The organism is Neisseria sp. CP9 (genome assembly GCF_047758525.1).
GTDB lineage: Bacteria > Pseudomonadota > Gammaproteobacteria > Burkholderiales > Neisseriaceae > Neisseria.
In genome coordinates this window covers 377,686-397,457 of sequence record NZ_CP180502.1, presented here as the reverse complement: position 1 = coordinate 397,457, position 19,772 = coordinate 377,686, and the positions used below count along the sequence as shown (strand labels likewise).

General features: G+C 48.6%; 17 protein-coding genes and 1 tRNA gene. 5 read left to right on the top strand and 13 right to left on the bottom strand.

The features are described from left to right. Nucleotides 1–248: 248 nt before the first annotated feature. The 8 genes from ACMYUL_RS01820 to ACMYUL_RS01785 form a co-directional block, all read right to left on the bottom strand. The gene (locus ACMYUL_RS01820) at nucleotides 249–1,310 is read right to left on the bottom strand and encodes a DNA polymerase beta superfamily protein (protein ID WP_415771765.1); all 1,062 of its coding nucleotides are present in this window, start codon (nucleotides 1,308–1,310) and stop codon (nucleotides 249–251) included. Nucleotides 1,311–1,410: 100 nt separating this feature from the next. Continuing rightward, nucleotides 1,411–1,629 carry a DUF6968 family protein gene (locus ACMYUL_RS01815; protein WP_415771763.1) on the bottom strand — a complete coding sequence of 73 codons (219 nt, stop codon included), beginning with the start codon at nucleotides 1,627–1,629 and terminating at the stop codon, nucleotides 1,411–1,413. Then, nucleotides 1,626–2,421 (bottom strand): IS5 family transposase gene (locus ACMYUL_RS01810; protein ID WP_415771101.1). Its coding sequence is split into 2 segments (ribosomal slippage): nucleotides 1,626–2,054 and nucleotides 2,056–2,421, totalling 795 coding nucleotides; the frame shifts between segments, so codons are not numbered across the junction. The genes ACMYUL_RS01815 and ACMYUL_RS01810 overlap by 4 nt, the downstream gene beginning before the upstream one ends. 164 nt (nucleotides 2,422–2,585) lie before the next feature. Beyond that, on the bottom strand, nucleotides 2,586–3,344 hold the full coding sequence (locus ACMYUL_RS01805) for a DNA polymerase beta superfamily protein (RefSeq protein WP_415771761.1): 759 nt from the start codon (nucleotides 3,342–3,344) through the stop codon (nucleotides 2,586–2,588). Between the two features lie 89 nt (nucleotides 3,345–3,433). Next, on the bottom strand, nucleotides 3,434–4,726 hold the full coding sequence (gene hisD, locus ACMYUL_RS01800; protein ID WP_415771759.1) for a histidinol dehydrogenase: 1,293 nt from the start codon (nucleotides 4,724–4,726) through the stop codon (nucleotides 3,434–3,436). Next, on the bottom strand, nucleotides 4,723–5,610 hold the full coding sequence (locus tag ACMYUL_RS01795) for an endonuclease (RefSeq protein WP_415771757.1): 888 nt from the start codon (nucleotides 5,608–5,610) through the stop codon (nucleotides 4,723–4,725). The genes hisD and ACMYUL_RS01795 overlap by 4 nt, the downstream gene beginning before the upstream one ends. 103 nt (nucleotides 5,611–5,713) lie before the next feature. After that, a complete protein-coding gene (gene hisG / locus ACMYUL_RS01790) occupies nucleotides 5,714–6,367 on the bottom strand; it encodes an ATP phosphoribosyltransferase (protein WP_415771755.1) in 654 nt (217 codons plus the stop codon). 280 nt (nucleotides 6,368–6,647) lie between these two features. Beyond that, complete coding sequence (locus ACMYUL_RS01785) at nucleotides 6,648–7,364, bottom strand: SCO family protein (protein ID WP_415771753.1); 717 nt, start codon at nucleotides 7,362–7,364, stop codon at nucleotides 6,648–6,650. A 289-nt stretch (nucleotides 7,365–7,653) separates the two neighbouring features. Here ACMYUL_RS01785 and ACMYUL_RS01780 point away from each other — a divergent pair. Both ACMYUL_RS01780 and ACMYUL_RS01775 read left to right on the top strand, forming a co-directional pair. After that, nucleotides 7,654–7,738, top strand: a tRNA-Leu gene (locus ACMYUL_RS01780). Nucleotides 7,739–8,003: 265 nt separating this feature from the next. Then, nucleotides 8,004–9,032 (top strand): T6SS immunity protein Tli4 family protein, encoded by a 1,029-nt coding sequence (locus ACMYUL_RS01775; RefSeq protein ID WP_415771752.1) that lies wholly within the window; start codon nucleotides 8,004–8,006, stop codon nucleotides 9,030–9,032. A gap of 59 nt (nucleotides 9,033–9,091) precedes the next feature. On the opposite strand, the gene ACMYUL_RS01770 is transcribed toward ACMYUL_RS01775, so the two are convergent. After that, nucleotides 9,092–10,606 carry a polyamine aminopropyltransferase gene (locus ACMYUL_RS01770; protein WP_415771750.1) on the bottom strand — a complete coding sequence of 505 codons (1,515 nt, stop codon included), beginning with the start codon at nucleotides 10,604–10,606 and terminating at the stop codon, nucleotides 9,092–9,094. Between the two features lie 256 nt (nucleotides 10,607–10,862). Between ACMYUL_RS01770 and ACMYUL_RS01765 the strand changes: the two genes are divergently transcribed. Continuing rightward, nucleotides 10,863–11,261, top strand: coding sequence for a DUF350 domain-containing protein (locus tag ACMYUL_RS01765; protein ID WP_003765161.1), 399 nt, complete (start codon nucleotides 10,863–10,865; stop codon nucleotides 11,259–11,261). Nucleotides 11,262–11,528: 267 nt separating this feature from the next. Here ACMYUL_RS01765 and ACMYUL_RS01760 read toward each other — a convergent pair whose 3' ends face one another. Further along, the gene (locus ACMYUL_RS01760) at nucleotides 11,529–12,350 is read right to left on the bottom strand and encodes an outer membrane beta-barrel protein (RefSeq protein WP_415771748.1); all 822 of its coding nucleotides are present in this window, start codon (nucleotides 12,348–12,350) and stop codon (nucleotides 11,529–11,531) included. A 361-nt stretch (nucleotides 12,351–12,711) separates the two neighbouring features. Between ACMYUL_RS01760 and ACMYUL_RS01755 the strand changes: the two genes are divergently transcribed. Together ACMYUL_RS01755 and ACMYUL_RS01750 are read left to right on the top strand one after the other, a co-directional pair. Continuing rightward, a complete protein-coding gene (locus ACMYUL_RS01755; protein ID WP_415771746.1) occupies nucleotides 12,712–13,734 on the top strand; it encodes an SPFH domain-containing protein in 1,023 nt (340 codons plus the stop codon). Between the two features lie 165 nt (nucleotides 13,735–13,899). Beyond that, a protein-coding gene (locus tag ACMYUL_RS01750; RefSeq protein WP_156798183.1) for an IS630 family transposase occupies nucleotides 13,900–14,747 on the top strand; the annotation gives its coding sequence in 2 pieces (ribosomal slippage) (nucleotides 13,900–14,215 and nucleotides 14,215–14,747; 849 coding nt in all). Between the two features lie 90 nt (nucleotides 14,748–14,837). Here ACMYUL_RS01750 and ACMYUL_RS01745 read toward each other — a convergent pair. The 3 genes from ACMYUL_RS01745 to ACMYUL_RS01735 all read right to left on the bottom strand — a co-directional run bounded on the left by ACMYUL_RS01745 (nucleotide 14,838) and on the right by ACMYUL_RS01735 (nucleotide 19,750). Then, on the bottom strand, nucleotides 14,838–16,301 hold the full coding sequence (locus tag ACMYUL_RS01745) for a surface lipoprotein assembly modifier (RefSeq protein WP_070511787.1): 1,464 nt from the start codon (nucleotides 16,299–16,301) through the stop codon (nucleotides 14,838–14,840). Between the two features lie 139 nt (nucleotides 16,302–16,440). Further along, nucleotides 16,441–18,390: a hypothetical protein gene (locus tag ACMYUL_RS01740; RefSeq protein ID WP_415771743.1), complete on the bottom strand. Its 1,950-nt coding sequence runs from the start codon at nucleotides 18,388–18,390 to the stop codon at nucleotides 16,441–16,443. Between the two features lie 394 nt (nucleotides 18,391–18,784). After that, a complete protein-coding gene (locus ACMYUL_RS01735) occupies nucleotides 18,785–19,750 on the bottom strand; it encodes an IS30 family transposase (RefSeq protein WP_415769745.1) in 966 nt (321 codons plus the stop codon). Nucleotides 19,751–19,772 lie beyond the last annotated feature (22 nt).

Sequence of the window (19,772 nt, the reverse complement as noted above, 5' to 3'; positions counted from 1 at the left end):
TTTAAAAAGATAGGGGTCGTCTGAAAACAGATTTTCAGACGACCTCTTTATTTATTGGGCTGATGTTTGGTTCAAATGGAGCGATTTTTATAGTGGATTAAAATAAAAATGAGACAAGGCGGCAACGCCCGCCGTGTACGGGTAGTACATAAGGGCGTTGGCAACGCCGTATCATTGCAATTTTAATCCACTATAAAGTCCATTCGTGATAAACCTTGCCGTACTCATTTTCAGACGACCTTTGCCATCTATCCGTAAAGTGTTTCCCTGACTGAAACCAACGCCGCCAACGCCGAAGCGGCATTTACCGTTTCGGGCAGGTCGGAAGCCTCAAATGCCGTTTCCACTTCCGCCATCAGCCGTTCTGCTTTTTCCAGCAGGTCTTCGTAGGAGGATTCGCCGCGTTTGATGGCGAGCAGTTCCTCGCGGTTGGGGCGGCGCGGGCGGATTTCGCCGTGGCGGGCGATGTCGCGGGCGGTTTCAAGCAGGCGGAAGGTGTGCATCATGTTTTTGGTGTCGTAGCCCTGTCCGTGTGCCTGCGTGCCTTGGTAGCGCGTTTCGTTGCGTTCCGCCAGCCATTGCTGATAGGAGGAGTATTCGCGGCAGTAGCTGCTGTATCCGTCTTGGTTGAAGGAGAGGTAGGCAAGCGGGGTTTCGCCTTCGGGAACGGAGCTGAGGGAGAGGTTGGAGGCTTCGGGTTTGGGCGCGATGCCGTGGTAGCCGCGCGTGCCGTCGGGGTCGTAAAACAGGGCGTAGAGTTCGCGGGCGTGGGTGATTTTGACCAAACCGACGCGCCGCTGCTCCATTCCGCGTTGCGAAAGCCAGTGCCGTAGCGGCACGGTTTGCGCACCTTCTATGATGTGGCAGAAATCGAGTACGCTTTTCTTTTCAGACGGCATCGGATTGCTGATTTTCTTGTTCAACCCGCGTGCTTTTTTGATTTGCCCGTAGGCGTATCCGGCGAAACTCTGGCGGCAGGCTTTGGATACAAACCATTCGGTTTTGAACGCATCCATCAGCGGCGAACGGTAGCGCACGCAGTCGGGCGGGGAGGCGAGCAGTTCCAGCGTGTTCGGGTTGCTTTGCAGCAAAAGCTCGATAAACCGCCCCAGTTCGTAATACACGATGTCGTTGGTTTCGTTGCTGATTTGCGGGACGTATTCCATGCCGTAAAACATGGATTTGGGCAGGTAAAACACGCCTTTGATGTCGGTATCGGATTCGGGCGTCGCCAAACCGTAGGCGCGGCTGCCGGAAACGGCTTCGAGCAGAAGCAGGTTTTGTGTGTGCAAGTCTTCGATGGTGAGCATTTTCAGGCTGCCTTATATTCGGAGTCAGGTAGGTCGGGCATTGAAAAGCAGCCTGCACGTTCAGGCTGCCTTTGGCGTGTGTCGGATTTGTGAATCCAATTTACAGCTGATGTTGGTTGGAATTATCAAGCGAAGGAAATCCAAGATTTTTATCCCCGTTCCAAGATAAATTTTCTTTTTTCCAGAAATCGGTGTGAGACAGAATAACGCCAAGTTTAATCATAGCCAAATAAATAGCTTGCAACATATCCTCACCGATTGCCCTTCCCTCATCCACATAATCATATTTACTTATTAGACCTCTTGCGAAAATATTCATCCCATCGCATTAACCAGTCCTGCAATCAGATTTACCCTTAACCCGAACCGTTTCCGCCTGTTGCGGTAAGGCAGCGACAAGATTTTGAATATCTTCAGTTTCCTGTTGATGTGCTCGATGACGGTTCTGAGTTTGCCTAACCGCCTGTTCGCCTCTTTATCCTGTTTGTTCAGCGGATGATGTTTGGATTTCTTTTTCGGGGTCTGTAATCCGGTTTTAGCCAATCCTTGATAACCCTTATCCGCAATGACTATTTTGTAGGGATAAAGCTCTGCAAGGTGCCTCTTGGCTAAACGCATGTCATGCTGAGCACCCATCCCCGTCCGGATGCTGATGATTTTTTCAGTTTCTCTGCCGTATATGACCTGGATTTTAACCGTGTGCCGCTTTTTCTTGCCGCTGTAATACTGCCGCTGTTTTTTTGGGACGTTCAATCGGGCTTTCGGTAACGTCAATGATGACCGTTTGATCGCCCAGATTCTTGTGTTTTGGCAGGGAAAAGCGTTTGCAACGGATGAGGGCGTCCTCGGTTTTACGGATGGTGCGGCAGACATTACTTTCAGAAAGGCCGTAGATGGCGGCCAATTCGAGTTGGGTATGGTAATGACGCAGATAGCTCAGGGTAAGCAGCAGTTGGTCTGCCAAGCTGAGCGTATGCGGCCTGCCTGACTTGACCTTCCGGCTTTCTGCTTCTGTGGTGACTTTCAGCATTTCGTGAAAAAGGACGGGCGTTACACCTGTGAGCCGTTTGAATTCCCTGTCGCTTCTTTGGATGAGGTTTTCGTATTTCATTTGGGAATTGTAAATCTTCAGGATACTTTCGCAAAAGGTCTATTTTATATTGGCAAATATATGCTTTGTATTCGTCAGAAAAAAAGGGGAGATACATGGTAATTTCAACAGGCTCGCCATTTTCCGTATGTAATTCTCTATATCCTATAATTTTATGCATAAATTTATCCATTTACTGCCGCCAAAGTTTCGCGGAACAATTCATTCAGCGGTCCGCTGTCGGCGGCTTGGGCGGCAGGGGCGGATAATTCGGAAACTTCGTTATATAAATCAATGGTCAGTCGTTGCAATTCGGGCGACAGGGTATGCAGGTAACTTTCATCCTGTTCCGCCTTGATTGCCACTAAATCGGCGATTTGGGTAGCGCAGTCTGTTTGCCATTCGCTCATCAGTTCCGCCAGCGTCATCGGCGGGATGCCGCCTTGTTTGACTGCCCACCGTGCCGCGAGCAGCGGACGCAGAACGTAAAACCATTTTTTCAGTTTGACGGGGTGTGCCAAATCCATGTTTCTCAAAGCGTTGCCCGCGATGCCGCGATAATGGTGCAGCAACGCGGCAGCTTGGACATATTGCGGCGCGAGCGCGTTCAGACGACCTGTGAAATCATCGTCCTGCGTATAAACCATCGGCGAACGCAGCCATTCGAGCAGCGTGGCATTGCTTTTCCGCAGCAAACGCAACGCCTTGCGGATGTCCCAGCCGCCGACGTCAAACCATTGGTTTTCGATAAATTCAAAGGTGTCTTTCGCTTCGTCGATTTGCAGATAATATGGCTGCGGACGGATATAAATGGCGCGCACGTCGTAATCGCTGTCGGGCGAGGCAAAGCCCCATGCGCGGCTGCCGCTCTCTACCGCCAACAGGAAATGCAGCGGCTCGGTATGGGCGATGTGGGTGAGTTTTTCTTGAATCGTTTGTTTCATGATGTTTCTTTTAATAGAGGTCGTCTGAAAACCCTAAAACAGGTTTTCAGACGACCTTTGCTTTTTGATGGATGGCGGGTTCGACCGAATCAGTCTTTCAATCTGAATTCCGCCGCGCGCGCGTGGGCGGTCAGGCTTTCGCCGTGTGCCAACACGCTGGCGATTTTTCCCAGTTTCTGCGCGCCTTGTTCGGAGACTTGGATCAGGCTGGAGCGTTTTTGGAAGTCGTAAGTGCCCAGCGGCGAGGAGAAGCGGGCGGTACGGCTGGTGGGCAGGACGTGGTTGGGGCCGGCACAGTAGTCGCCGAGGCTTTCGCTGGTGTAGCGTCCCATGAAAATCGCGCCGGCGTGGCGGATTTTTTTCGCCCATTCCTGCGGGTTTTCTACCGACAATTCCAAGTGTTCGGGGGAGATGTAGTTGGCGATTTCGCAGGCTTCGTTCAAGTCTTTGGCGAGTATCACCGCGCCCCTGTTGCCGAGCGAGGCTTCGATGATGCCGCGGCGGGACATGGTTTCGATCAGGCGGGTCATGGCAGCTTGGACTTCGTCGAGATAGGGCTGCGACGTGCCGATAAGGATGGCTTGGGCGATTTCGTCGTGTTCGGCTTGGCTGAACAAATCCATCGCCACCCAGTCGGCGGGCGTGGTGCCGTCGGCGATGACGAGGATTTCAGACGGCCCCGCCACCATGTCGATGCCGACTACGCCGAACACGCGGCGTTTGGCGGCGGCGACGAAGGCGTTGCCCGGACCGGTGATTTTATCGACCTGCGGTACGGACTCGGTGCCGTAGGCGAGGGCGGCAACTGCCTGCGCGCCGCCGACGGTGAAAACTTTGGTAACACCCGCGACGAAGGCGGCGGCAAGTACGATGTCGTTGCGTTCGCCTTTGGGCGTGGGGACGACCATGATGATTTCTTTCACGCCTGCGACATGGGCGGGCATGGCGTTCATGATGACGGAACTCGGATACGCCGCTTTGCCGCCGGGGACGTAAATCCCAACGCGGTCAAGCGGTGTAATTTGTTGTCCCAACAGCGTGCCGTCTTCGTCTTCATACGTCCACGATTCCATTTTTTGGCGTTGGTGGTAGCTTTCGACCCGTGCGGCGGCGGTTTTCAATGCGGTTTGAATTTCGGACTGCAAACGCTCAAATGCGGCCTGCAAATCGTCTTGAGTGAGGATGAGGTCGGTTATGGTTTGGGCGGACGTGCCGTCGAAGCGGTTGGTGTATTCGATGAGCGCCGCATCGCCGCGCTTTTGCACGTCGGCGCAGATGTCGGCGACGATGCGGTCGATTTCGGGATTCTGCGCGGTTTCAAAGGCCAGCAGGGCTTTGAGCTCGGCTTGGAAATCGGGCGATTGGGTGTTGAGTTTTTTCATGACTTGGTTTTCTCCTTTTTTATTTTTGGACTGGGGGTCATCTGAATATTCTCTTGTTCAGTCTCTGTCTCTGTTTTGGGTCTGATATACGCCTTTTCGCCCGCGCCGCCGAACTTCAATTCGGGCAGGCATTTTTGGTGCAGACCGAGTTTGGACAGCACTTTTTTGCTGGACGAGGCGGTATGGAAACGGTAACGGGTTTGTGTCCTGCCGTTTTTGCTTTCTTCAGCCATCGTTTCAAAACCGTCCACTTCATACGCGCTGACCACGGCGTTTTGTAGATCCGCGTGAATGCCGATAACGTATTTCACTTTTGATGCGGCATCTTTGCCGACAATCCAGTTGCCCAACGTACGCGATTTGAGGTTGGCATCGTCTTGGTTGTCGAAGCGGTAGTCGGCTTCTTCGTCGGTATCCAAGTCCAAAGCGTTTTGGATTTTGACGGCGAGAACGAGTCCGTCGGGGTTGAATTCGTCGAGAGGGCAGGGCGTGAATTTGAAGCGTTCGTCGAGTTCTTCCGCGCTGATGCCGCCTGCGCCGCATCCGGCGGATTGTTTTTTGAACTTTTTATCGACAACGGATTTGACGAAATGAATCAGGGCAGTTTCGGCGGTTTGCGCTTCGGCTTCGGTCAGATGATAGCTGATGATATGGCGGCCGAGTTTCTTGCATTTGGCAATGGCTTTGCGTGCCGGTACGTCAATGTCACCGTCTTGCGAACGGGCGGCCTGTTCATGTTCGAAGATGCGGTTGTCACAGCCTTTGCCGATGTAGAGAATTTTGTCTTTTTTCAGGTCGGTCAGACAATAGACGTAAAACCGACGCTTGCCGTTATTCAAAACGGAAAGGGTTGAATCTGAGAATTTTTTTATTTTTGCAACCATTTTAACTTCTCCTATACAGTTTACTGCCGGTGATATTTTCAGACGACCTGTCGGCGGGAACGACTAGGGTCGTCTGAAAACGCATCTTCATTCAAATGAATGCTCACTTCGCCTTCACTGCGCCGCCGAACGCCTGAATGATTGGCTCCAGCAGCGCGTGTTTCGTTTTCAATGCGGCTTTGTTGACCACCAGACGGCTGGAAATATCGACAACGTGTTCGACCGCTTCCAAACCGTTTGCCTTAAGCGTGTTGCCGGTGGAGACCAAATCGACGATGGCGTCGCTCAAACCGACCAGCGGCGCAAGCTCCATCGAGCCGTAAAGTTTGATGATGTCGACGTGTACGCCTTTGCCGGCGAAATGCTCGGCAGCGATGTTGGGATATTTCGTCGCGATGCGCAGGCGGCTGCCGGGCTGCGAGGCGGCGGCATAGTCGAACCCTTTGCAGACGGCGACCATCATGCGGCATTCGGCGATGTGCAAATCCAGCGGCTGATAAAGCCCGCTGCCGCCGTGTTCGATTAAAACGTCTTTGCCTGCAATGCCGAAGTCTGCCGCGCCGTATTGGACGTAAGTCGGCACGTCGGTGGCGCGGACGATGACGAGGCGGATGTTTTCATGGTTGGTGCCGATAATCAGTTTGCGCGATTTCTCGGGAGCTTCGGCGGGAACAATGCCCGCCGCTGCCAAAAGCGGCAACGTTTCTTCAAAGATGCGTCCTTTGGACAGGGCGATGGTCAGTGTGTTTTCAGTCATTGTTGTTGTGTGCTGTCAGACTTTTAACCCGTACCAAGCAGGCGGTCTGACTTTCTCCATTGTATAGTGGATTAACTTTAAACCAGTACGGCGTTGCCTCGCCTTAGCTCAAAGAGAACGATTCTCTAAGGTGCTGAAGCACCAAGTGAATCGGTTCCGTAATATCTGTACTGTCTGCGGCTTCGTCGCCTTGTCCTGATTTAGTTAATCCACTATATGTTTCAGATGGGAAAAAGGTCGTCTGAAAACCGCAACCGGCATTCAGACGACCCCATGTGGATCAAAGCAGTTTCTTGATGTCGGCGGCAATGGTTGCCGGTTCGCTGCCGTAAGGCGAGAAAATCGCCACTTCGCCGTTTTTGTCGATCAGATACGCGCCGGAAGAGTGGTCAACCAAATAGTTTTCGCTGTCTTCCTTCTGAACCACTTTGGAGGAAACCACGCGGTATTGCTGTTTGATGACCGGCAGGCTTTGGTCGCCTGTCGCAGTCAGACCGATAAATTCAGGATTGAACTGCTTGACGTATTTGCTGATGACTTCAGGCGTGTCGCGCTCGGGGTCGATGCTGACGAACACTACTTTCACATCTTTCGCCTGATCGCCCAATTGTTTCAATGTGTCGCTGTAAGTCAGCAATTCGGTCGGGCAAACGTCGGGGCAGTGTGTATAGCCGAAGGACAGGATCACGACTTTGCCTTTCAGGTCGCTTAAGCTGAACGGCTTGCCGTCGCCGTCGGTCAGCGTGAAATCGCCGCCGATGTCCTCTTTACGCATATCCGTTCCCGGACCTTGCGGTTTAGGAGCGGCAGCAGCATTAAGCGAGGTCGTCGTTTCAGGAGAAGAAGCAGGCGTTGCGGCTGGGGCGGACGCTGTTGAAGAAGCAGCTGAAGCAGTCGCGGGATTTTGTTCCGGCGTTTTGGCTTCAGGTTTGCAGGCAGCAAGTGCGGCAAGGGCGAATGCGCCCAAAATGGCGGTGCGGATTGCAGTAGGCATCATAAAAATTCTCCAATGCAAATATGGTGTGTGAACGTCGTCTGAAAATAAAAAATGAAACGAACGCCGCCATCTTAGCGCGTTTGCAACATTTAATATAGCGGTTTATGCCATTTTTCGGCTGAAAATGAATGATGTTTGATATAAGTGGAAAGAGTAGGGCGCGTCGGGAACAAAATAAAATAAATTTAATGTTTTTAAAAATCAAAAATATAAGCAATATATCTGCAAACAAGGAAAGATTTTGCTTTACAAGCCCGAATACGCCGCTATAATAGCGACTTCTTCACCAGCCCAGGTGGCGAAATTGGTAGACGCAGGGGACTCAAAATCCCCCGCCGCAAGGTGTGTCGGTTCGAGTCCGACCCTGGGCACCACAATAAACCGCTTATCAGCGGTTATTTTTTTGCCTGTCGAAAGCTTATATTAGAAACCAACATTTTGATCAATCAGGATTTTTGTTGGTTTTGCCATGTTCTCGGTATTGGATCAAACCAAACACGCGGTTCAGCGAAAGTCGGATTCATTTCCCTCTTATTCCTCCGCTTATGTTGAATAAATACCGCAAAGCCCGTTTTATGACAAAGGTCGTCTGAATAAACTATACTTTCAGACGACCTTTTTCAAATACGGAGCTTATCCATGTCCATCCGTCTGACTACATTATCCCTGATCCTTGCCGTCGCAGCCTGCACGCCTACCGCGTCCCCATCGGCAGAAACTTCGCCGACCGTCACCAAATCCTCCATCGATACTGCCTACTGGACCGAACAGCCCTATTGTAGCGGCCGCTATCAATTGCGCCTGCCGTCCAAACGCCGTCATGGCAGTACGCACCTTGGTTACAATGGCTGGAGTGTGATGGTCATGTTTAACGACTGGAATAGAAACGTTAGGAATATCAACGAGTTTAAAGAAAATGGTAGAGCAGGAACAAAAAATATTGTTGATACCCGCACCCTGATTCCGGATCGGGCAATGATGCAGGTTACGCGAAAAGGATTTGGTTGGGAAGATCTTGTCGGGGATGACGGTATGCCCTACGAAGCCGATTTATATTTCAAGCTGGATAATGATGACGCTTATATCGTACGCAGCTATTTCTATATTCCCGCCGAAAACGGTAAAGCCCCTGCCAACTGGAAAGCCCAAGAAAAAGAAGCGATAAACAGCATAGAGAAAAAATTCCGTCAAGAAATCCTTAGTGGTTTGAAAACAAGGCGGGAATTTGAAGTGCCAAATAAACACGGCATTTGCCTGATAGGCGGTTTTATTGCGGACGACGGCAAAAAACCGTTTGAAGTTCATAGCACCGTCGAATTTGCCAAGCAACACGATATGAGTCTGGAAATCATGCATGGCGATGTGTTGAAAGCGGGCGAAGCGACGTTGCTGCAACGCAAAGTCGACCCAGAAAAAGGCTTATTGGTTAAAGCACTAACCCGAACCATCCGCCAAGGCAAACGCACCATTAATGGTATGTCGGGCGAGGAAAAATTGGTGAAATGGGGCGGCAACAAATATATGTTCTTTTGGGAACGCGACGGCGGCGACCCGCGCATCATGATGCAGTTTGGTGCTGAGAAAAAAGACGGAACGAAGCGCAGCGAAGCCGAAGTGCTGGCGATTTGGGATACGGTTTTGCCGACTTTGAAACCGGTGAAGCAATAGCAGCAATAAACAAAGGTCGTCTGAAAATGTTCAGACGACCTTTGTTTTAGGAAAACGGCTCAACGGGTTACGTTGCGCCAATCGCTTTCGAAATAGCTGACGAGGATTTGGTTGTTCAGATAGTTCGGCTCGACCTTGCGCCTTGCCATGTCGGGCGGGAAGCGGAACATTTCGGCGGCGGTTTGGGCGTTGAGATAACGCGTGGGGACGTCGAATTTCTGCGGGACGGGGAATTGTTTATCAAAGCCTGCCAACACAAATCCCCATTCGCCGAAGGAGGGGACGTAAACGTGATAAGGCGCGGTGGAAAGGCCGGCGGCTTCGAGGGTGGCGACGACCGACCAGTAGGCGTTGGGGGCGAAGTAGGGTGAGGTGGATTGGACGACGATTTTGCCCTGCGGCTGAAGATGGCGGGCGACGAGGCGGTACATGGGGACGGAGTAGAGTTTGCCCAGTGAGAAATTGGACGGGTCGGGCAGGTCGATGATGATGACATCGAATTTTTCAGACGACCCCTCCAGCCATTTGGCGGCATCGTCGTTGACGACGTGCATTTTGGGATGGGATAGCGAGCCTTGGTTCAGCGCGCTTAAGGCGGCGGAGGTTTTAAAGGTGGCGGTCATGTCGGGGTCTAAATCGACCAGGGTAACGTGTTTGACCTGCGGGTATTTCAAGACTTCGCGCGCTGCCAGCCCGTCACCGCCGCCGAGGATGAGGACGCGGGAGGCGTCGGAAACCATCTGCATGGCGGGCAGGACGAGGGCTTCGTGGTAACGGGCTTCGTCGCGGGATGAGAATTGCAGGTTGCCGTTGATGTAGAGGCGGGTGTCGTCTTTCCAGCGGGTAACGACGAGCCGTTGGTAGGGCGAGTGGCTTTGATAGACGACGGGGTCACCGAAATAGCTTTGTTCGGCTTTGAAGGAGATGCGGTCGGCGTAGGTGAAAGCGGCGGCGAGGACGGACAAGACAATCAGCGCGCGCAAGTAGATGGCGCGGTAGCGGGGCAGTTCGGCTTTGAATACGCGTGCGGTCAGGTAGGCGACGGCAGCGTTGAGGATGCCGAACAAGAGGGCGGAACGCGCCATGCCGAGTTTGGGGGCGAGGAGAAGAGGAAAGAGCAGGGAAACGGCGAGTGCGCCCAAATAGTCGAAGGTCAGGACTTTGGAAACGAGTTCTTTAAACTCTGCGCCTTTGCGGTTTAACACGCGCATCACCAACGGGATTTCCATGCCGACGACCGCGCCGACAATCAGCACGAAGGCGTAGAGAAGGGTGCGGAACGGGGCGGCGGAAAGCCCGAAGGCGACGAACAATGCCAGCGCGGAAATGCCGCCGATGATGCCGACCAGAAGTTCGATTTCGATAAAGCGGTGCAGCACGTCTTCGTCTTTGATGTAGCGGGTCAGGTGCGCGCCGATGCCCATCGAGAAAAGATAAAGCCCGATGACGGAGGAAAACTGCAAAATGCTGTCGCCCAAAAGATAGCTCGCCAGCGCGGCGATGATGAGTTCGTAGGCGAGGCCGCAACTGGCGACGATGAAGACGGAGATGATGAGGGTGCGGTTGGCGGTCATGGTGTGGGCGTTTTATAGGGTCGTCTGAAATCTGAAAAACGGATGATTCGACAATGGTGGGGCTTGATGTGTAAAACGGTATGTTTTGAACAGAAATGCGTATCCTGCCGCGCTGCCTTGGGTGTTGAATGTATGGTTTTTCGAGTCCAAAACCGTTTTTTAAGGAAGGGCCGGTTTGTGGTGCGTCCCCTTTAATTTCAGATGGCTTAGAGTTGTGGCATAATCCATTATATCAAAATACCGAGGAAGCCCTATCGTGAGTATTTCCCTGCCCCAATACCTGCTTTACCTGCAATATATGCTTGCGGGGGTGGCGATGACTGCCGTTTTCGGCGCGGTGTATCTGCGGATTACGCCTGCGGAAGAATTGCGGCTGATTAAAAACGGCAATCTTGCCTGCGCCTTGTCGTTTGGCGGCGCGCTGGTTGGATTTTGTTTGACGCTCGCATCCAGCATTGCCCATAGCGTCAGTTTCGTTGATTTTATCCTGTGGGGTCTTGCGGCGGCGGTGATTCAGATTTTGGTGTATTTCGCCGCCACGATGATGATTAAAGGCGCAACGGAGGAACTCATCGGCAACAACGTCGCCGTCGGCGCGCTGTTTGGCGCGGTGTCCGTATCCATCGGCATCTTGAATGCGGCTTGTCTGACCTGATGCTTCTGTTTTCTTGGTTTCAGAAAGTTGTGTGTTTCCATAAATATAGTGGATTAAATTTAAATCAGGACAAGGCGACGAAGCCGCAGACAGTACAGATAGTACGGAACCGATTCACTTGGTGCTTCAGCACCTTAGAGAATCGTTCTCTTTGAGCTAAGGCGAGGCAACGCCGTACTGGTTTAAAGTTAATCCACTATACTAAAAATTTCAGACGACCTGCCTGTCTGCAAGGTCGTCTGAAAAGGTAAACGCACCATCAGTGCATCAGAATGTATATCGTACTTTTACACCAGCTTCATGGGTGTAGTTTTTAGGTTCGGTGGAACCATATATGCCGTCTGGCAGATAGACGAGGGCCGTATCCGATTTCTTGACTTTCCAGCCGCGATAAAACGGAACGACGCTTATTTTAGATTCGTTGGCGAATTTTTTAGATACGGGTACTTCGACTTCGATGCCGTGCCCGCTCGACTGTTTCATTTCAATGTCCTGATGGGCGCGATAAGAATGCTGACGGCCTCTCAGGGAATGGTTGTAGACGATATTGGGTGAAACTTCGAAACCGGCAGGAAGCGCAATGTTTACACCGGCATTGATTTGCGCATAAGTGGTCCGGTTTTTGCGGTCGTAATTGTTGGCTACGACGCGGGAACCCAAATCTTTCAAAACGCGGTGACCCACGCCTGCTCCGGCTGTCAGGCTGACACGGTCGTTAATCGGGTGCGTATATTCATATAAGGCGCGGACATCATAGACGCGGCGCGGAGAGCCGTTGAACGTGGCAGTGCCGTATTCCGTTACATTGCCTCTTCCGTCCTGATACCTTCCTGTGTAATCCGACTTGCCTCGGGAGTAGCGTCCTTCTAATTTTGCCGCATGGCGGTCGTTAAAGCGATATTTTACGCCGCCTGTCAGAGACCACAGGTTTCCCTTTTGACGCATAAGGCGCTCGCCGTCTTTATATTCTCGATAATTCTCTTTGTAATATTCCGTACCCACGGTAAACTCGACAGGACGGGCAGCCTGTGTGCCGACGGCGGCAGATAATGCCAAAACGGCGAAGCAGAAATGGGTGGTTTTTTGCATGTATATTCCTTTTCTTTGTTAGAATCAATATGATAAGTTAGAGAAATTGCACTAACCATTCTATAATGACCCAACAAAACCCAACAATTACCGCTTGGCGGATATATCAACCGCTCAGATTTTTCATCCGACGATTTTCCCGATGGGCATTTTCCGATTAGCGGCGAAAATCCCCGAAATAGCGTAAACCTGACCGGGTACATAAAGTACAGGCGGCAAGCAGTCCGACGCTATGCCGATATTCTTAGGAATGCCGGTGTTTAACCTGATTTTATAATCGGTTGAAGAAAACATACGTTTTCTGCCATTATGTCATGTCGACAACCGACAAGTTACCCATTCTTCAAAATAAGGAACCGCAATGTTCAACTTTATCAAGAAACAGTTTATCGACGTCATCCAATGGCCGAATCCCGACGACAGCCTGCTGATGTGGCGTTTCCCGATTGCCGACGAGGAAATCCAAAACGGCGCGAGCCTGACCGTGCGTGAGGCGCAGATGGCGATGTTTGTTGACGAGGGCGTAACCGCCGACGTGTTCGGACCGGGGCGTTACACGCTCAACACGCAAACGCTGCCGCTGCTGACCAACCTGAAAAACTGGGACAAGCTCTTTGAATCCCCGTTTAAATCCGACGTTTACTTTTTCAATACCAAACAACAGCTTGCGCGGAAATGGGGTACGTCGCAACCCGTTACCGTGCGCGATGCCGAGTTCGGCGCGGTACAGTTGCGCTCGTTCGGCATGTACGCCTACCGCATCAGCGATCCGGCAAAATTCTTCAAAGAAGTCAGCGGTGTAGCGGCAGAATACAGCGGCGTCGAGTTGGAAACCCAGTTGCGCAATATCGCCGTTACCCAACTTGCGGCGGCGTTCGGCAGCTCAGGCATTCCGTTTTTGGACATGGCGGCAAACCAAGTTTTGCTGTCGCAAAAAATCGGTGAACTGCTCGGCGCGGAATTTGCCAGACTCGGCTTGACGCTGGAAAACTTCACTGTCGAAAGCATCACTCTGCCTGCCGCCATCCAAGAAGCCTTGGATAAGAAAATTTCCATGGGCGTCATCGGCGACTTGGGACGTTACACCCAATACCAAACCGCCGAATCCATCCCGCTCGCCGCGCAAAACGAAGGCGGACTTGCCGGAATCGGCGCAGGCTTGGGCGTGGGCGCAGGCGTCGGTCAGGCAATGGCTGGCGCGATGGCGGGCATGATGCAGCCCGCGGCGCAACCGGCAGCCCAACCCGCGCAAAGCGTTCAGACGACCTCCGAAGACCCGCAAGCAAAATTGGCGAAACTCAAATCTTTGCTGGACGGCGGTTTGATTTCTCAAGACGATTACGATAAAGCCAAAGCGGAAGTGTTGAAGCAGTTGATCGGCTGATGAAAAAGGTCGTCTGAAAACACTGGGCTCCAAAATATTGGATAATCATAAAAGCCTGCTTTGGTGGATTAAATAAAAAGCTGGGTTCTGTATGTGACAGGACTCAGCTTTTTTATAGTTAATTAAAAACAAAATAGTACAATACTCAACTTTTAAGGTCTAACCATGGCATACTCTGCGGACTTAAGAAACAAAGCTTTAAACTATTACGAACAATGCAAAAACATCAGCCAAACCGCAGCGACGTTTAACTTGTCAAGAAACACGCTTTACCTGTGGATTCGCCTTAAAAAACAAACAGGCAGCCTAAAACATCAAGTTACCGGTCTAAATGCCGTCAAATTGGATAGGCAAAAACTGGCTCAATATGTTGGGCAACACCCGGATGCCTATCTGCATGAAATCGCCAAACATTTTGATTGTACGGCAGCCGCCGTTTGCTATGCACTCAAACAGATGGGGATGACGCGCAAAAAAAGACCACCACTTACAAAGAACAAGACCCGGCCAAAGTAACGCATTATTTGACACAGCTGGCCGAATTTTCCGACTACCAACGTGTTTATTTGGATGAAACAGGATTTGACCGCTACCTGTTCCGCCCCTATGCCCGCAGCCTGAAAGGGCAAATAGTGAAAGCGCAGATAAGTGGGAAAAGATACCGACGCTTATCTCTGGTGTCCGCACAAGTCGGCAACCGGCTGATTGCTCCGATGGTTTATCAAAATACGATGACCGGAGTCTTTTTTGAAGCGTGGTTTCAGCAATGCCTACTGCCCGCATTGACTCAAAAATCGGTGATTATTTTAGATAATGCGCGATTTCACCGTATGGGTGTCTTACGGGAAATGGCGGAAAAATGGGGACATAAGGTATTGCCTCTTGCACCTTATTCACCTGAGCTCAACCCGATTGAGAAGGTGTGGGCGAATATTAAGCGGTATCTGCGAACCGTATTGTCTGATTACGCCCGATTTGACGATGCGTTACTGTCCTATTTTGATTTTAATTGACTATAATTGCTGTATGCACCGATGTGCTTTCAGACGACCCTTTAACTAAGTTCGATAGATTTAGTTAAAGTGCGTGTATATCAAATTTTTTCAAAACGTTTTCTCAAAATCTATAAATACGCGATTTTTAGTATAACTATGAAGTTCGTTAATATTGCTGTTATTGTTTGTATATCGCCAATTTAATCTCGGCGTAATTCCTAGAAAACTAAGTTTATTGTGCCAGAGGCTTAAATTGGTAACCACGACATTATCTGTACGATGACGGTCGGTAAAGACGTAATGTTTTCCATCAAAGCGTTCATTGTAGTAATTAATGATAAGGCGACTATTGAAATTTTCATCCCAAATTTGCCCCCAACCTAAGTAACCTCCTATCCGTTTGGAGCTGCTGCCTGCGAAATTTTCAACTTTGTCACGCGCATAATTCAAACCTCCTAAGAAATAAGTTTTATCATTCATCAGGTAGGTCGCCCCAAATCCAATCTGATAATCTTTCCCTTGTCGTTTGGTATAGGCATAATCTTTTTGTGCAAAGGTTCCGTTGGCAGATAGGCGTAAATTTGGTTTTATCCAACGTGAAATACCTAAATCTACACCTGTACGCGTGTAATAAGGATGATTTCCGTAGCGACGCTTTTCTAAAAATGGCATAACAAAACTATCTGTTTTAAAACTTTTATTTTTATAACCAAGACTGACCTTTGCCGCTTGATCATCATAATCATGATTATCCCAATAGCTGACACCGTCGACATCGCCTGAAAGAGCGAAATAATGGTTGTCTTTGAGATTGATATCGCGATCAACGGATAGGGCGTAGGTAAAACCATGCCCTTTTTGTGGCAGATAGTCAGAATTTTTTTCAAAAGCCAAGTTATCAAACTGAGGAAGATGGATTTCACGCTCAGCTGAAACGTTGTTGATATTGTTGTCTTGGGTGTAACTCAGACTGCCTGAAAATTGCCATTTATTTTGCCCCATAGCGTTTTCATAAAGGGCAATAGTAGGAAGGACATCTTCTGGTAAACCTTGCTTTTTGGCAGTATTAAATTCATGTTGTGAATTACGGGTTTGCTTATCCTCATAAAGCATAGCAGCCAAGTCTAGACGGACGGCAACAAGATTAGGATGTCGAACAAGAATATTACGGTAAAGTGTAATGGCTTTTTTATGCTTTCCTTGCGAACGCCAAATTGCGCCTTGCGCATAATCCAATAAAATAGGATCATGCCTATCCCATTTACGATATATAGGCAAGAGCTGCTCTGCAGCAATATAGTTTCGCGCTTGCAATGCTTGATTTAACAAAGGTTCGGCCAGCTCTGGTTGTTTGGCTAGATCATCTAATGTCAATGTCTGAGTATGCTCATTCAAAGAAGCCTTGACACCATTCAAAAGGGAGGTGCCTATCTCCGGTGGTTTAGGAATGGCCATTTCTTGGATTCTTTCCATTTGGCGATCGGCTTCAGTTTCAGGGTTGGTAATGGTTTCGGCAGTAACCATTATGGGAAATAATATGCCCGCAATAAAAATGAATTGATTAGATTTCATGAGTATATTTTTCAGATAATTCAGGATATTTTAAGTTGCCCCTCCAATTGCGCTTTTGTTTATTTGCAGAGGGGTTTGCTTGGAAAATAATAAGCAGCAGATGCAAAGCTTCTGCTGCTTATTTCTTTGGGTAAGCGTCTTAGCGTTTGCCAATGAAACCGATATTGTTTTCGCCATGGCTGGTAGTAATTTTTAACAAACCACCGACTTCTTCAGCATTTGGACCGGCAAAACGTACGTTACCTTGACCATAAATTACTTTATTTTCACCTGGGTTTTTTCCTTCCATCCAGACAGTAACATTTTGAGCAACTTGGTTTCTACCCACTAGAGAAACTTTTTGACCTGCGCTTGCAGAAGGCATTCCACTCTCTGTTTTTACATTACCGCTGGCAAAATATACATTACGTTTGTCATCTAGGCGACGGTTGGTAATCGCGCCATTGAAGGTAACGTTATTGCTTGAAACAGTATTGTTGTAAGCCATATCTGGTTCATGGAACTGTGCAGTCATATTCATCACACCGTCTTGTTTACCATCTCGGCTAGAATAGGCAACGCCTGTATATTTGGCAGATAAACCTTTTTTAGTCTTCATGTCATAGACATTGGCAACTATACCATTTTCAGTAGCAACTCGGTCGAAAATGCCGATGTTAAAAGGATTATTGAGTTCATAAGTGCCATCGCCATTTTTATAGCGCCATGCATTTAATGAGAGATATTGTTGATTGAAGCCATTGGCTTGTCCAACGTCATAGGTATAAATCGCACGAATTTCATTTGTCTTGCCATAGTTTAATGCACTGAACATTTCGGCAATTACACGTTTATTTTGGAATGCACCCAATGCTTTATTGTCATCAATACCGACATGGACTGAATATAAGGATACCTGCGTCATTTGTCCGTTATCGGCTACAATTTTTAGGCTGCCATCTTTTTGTGTAACCATAAAGTAGCTACCTGGTGCGAAGTGATATTGCTTGCCAGCAGACCACCCTAATGCTTTGAGTGCCTCTGCACGTTCCGGATGGGTTTTTGCTGATTCTGCACTGACTTCAAATGTAGTTGATTTTTTTAATGTAAAACGATATGCATATTCACCGTTTTGGTTAACATATAATTCATCGTCTGGATTATTGTTAAAATAACGATTTAAAGAATGTGCATATTGATAACCGCTGCTGGGTTCGGTAGTTACAGTCCATACAGGATTATTATTTGCATCTAATTTGTATTTCACATCTGTTAATACACGGCGGCCTTTATCCAATTCAGTTTCATTATCGGCATTAGTAGCAAAATTATTAAACCATTTTGTATAACGGCTACCGCCTACACTATCTAATTCGAGTTTGCTGGCAGTTTGATCTAAGATGTTAACGCTCCTGCCATTTTTAACCAAGATGCCATTTTTATTGCGTTTATCTACACCAATCAGATTTTTTGCACTTAATGGCGTATCAATCTCATCATAACCGGCTCTCTTCGCAACATAACCATCTGTATAGTTAGTAAAGTAACGCGTTGCTACACCCCCTAATATAACTGTTTGAGGGCGCAAAAGTTTGGTTTTATCTTTTCTATAAGCGGATGTCAAAAGGTGAGAGGTAGGGTGATCATGTGGACCTTTAGCTGTCTCTAATAATGGGGTCGCACTTAAGTTATTTGCAATGAAACCGGTATTCACTTCAGTTTGATTGAATTGTTCAGTTTTTATTACATCACTTAGTTTTAGTGTGGTCAGTTTATCCTGAATGCCTTTATTTAATAATAATGTTTCTTTGTTAGTGTTAGTTTTATTATCTTTATTGGCATTATTTTTGTCGGCATTTCCTTTGTCAGTGTTAATCTTGTTGGAATTGTCTTTATTGGTAGTGCCTTTGTCAGTATTATCCTTACTAGTGTTGTTTTTGTTGGTATTGTCTTTTTTTGCGTCATCTTTATTGATGTTGTTTTTTGGGGCTACAGATAGATTTTTGGGTGAATCTCCACCTCCATTTGAACTGCCGCAGGCTGCTAAAATTGCAGCACAAATACCGCTTAGAACAAAATGAGTAATAGGTGATTTATTTTGAGTGTGCATAAATAATCCTTACTGGTTGAAAAATAAATTTATAGTAGTTTAAGTTTAAATCAGTATGGTCTTACCATTCTGATCTAGACTTGCGACGCGATATTTTAAAAATAATAAGCAGTGATTTCGTAGGTGATAAAAACAAACATAAGCAATGTTTACGCTATCGTAATATTATAAACAAATACAAATATGCGGGCTTGATTAAGTTCAGTTAAAAATGGTAAATGAGTAATTTGAATGTATTTTTTGCACGAGTGAACTTTGCTATATGAAATTTAAGGATGTCACAGTTGAAGTAAGGAAGAAAGGGGAGGTTTATTCGTTAAGAATTACCATAAAACACAAGGTCGTCTGAAAATTAGTTTTCAGACGACCTTGGATTCGGATTTCAAGTGCAACACTAGTGTATCAGTGGTTTGAACAGCTTCAAGAATAAAACACTTGGTGTTTCGTAGCCAAGTGTTTTTCTTGGCCGGTGGTTCAACTCATCTTGAACCCTGCGTATCTCCCGATCACTGATGTTTCGGAAATCGGTTTGTTTGGGGAAATATTGTCGGATGAGTCCGTTGGTGTTCTCATTCAGCCCTTTCTCCCAAGAATGGTAGGGGCGGCAAAAATAGGTTTTCGCTGCTAATGCTTTGGCTATTTTGGTGTGCTGGTAGAACTCTTTGCCGTTATCCATGGTAATGGTGTGCACTCTGGCTTTATGTGCCCTTAATACCCTAATGGCCGCTAGGGCAGTGTCTTCGGCTTTGAGGCTGTCCAACTTGCAGATGATGGTGTAGCGGGTAACGCGTTCGACCAAGGTCAGTAATGCGCTTTTCTGTCCTTTGCCGACGATGGTGTCGGCTTCCCAATCACCGATGCGTTTTTTTTGGTCGACGATAGCGGGTCGGTTTTCTATGCCGACGCGGTTGGGCACTTTGCCTCTGGTCCATGTGCTGCCGTAGCGTTTGCGGTAGGGTTTGCTGCATATTCTGAGGTGTTGCCACAAAGTGCCGCCGTTGCTTTTGTCTTGGCGGAGGTAGCGGTAAATGGTGCTGTGATGGAGTGTGATCCCGTGGTGTTTGCGCAGGTAGGCGCATACTTGTTCGGGACTGAGTTTGCGGCGGATAAGGGTGTCGATGTGTTGGATCAGCTGCGAATCGAGCTTATAGGGCTTTCGCTTACGCTGTTTGATAGTCCGGCTTTGCCGCTGGGCTTTTTCGGCGCTGTATTGCTGCCCTTGGGTGCGGTGCCGTCTGATTTCGCGACTGATGGTGCTTTTGTGGCGGTTAAGCTGTTTGGCGATTTCTGTGACGGTGCAGTGGCGGGACAGGTATTGGATATGGTATCGTTCGTCTTGGGTCAGTTGTGTGTAGCTCATGGCAATCTTTCTTGCAGGAAAG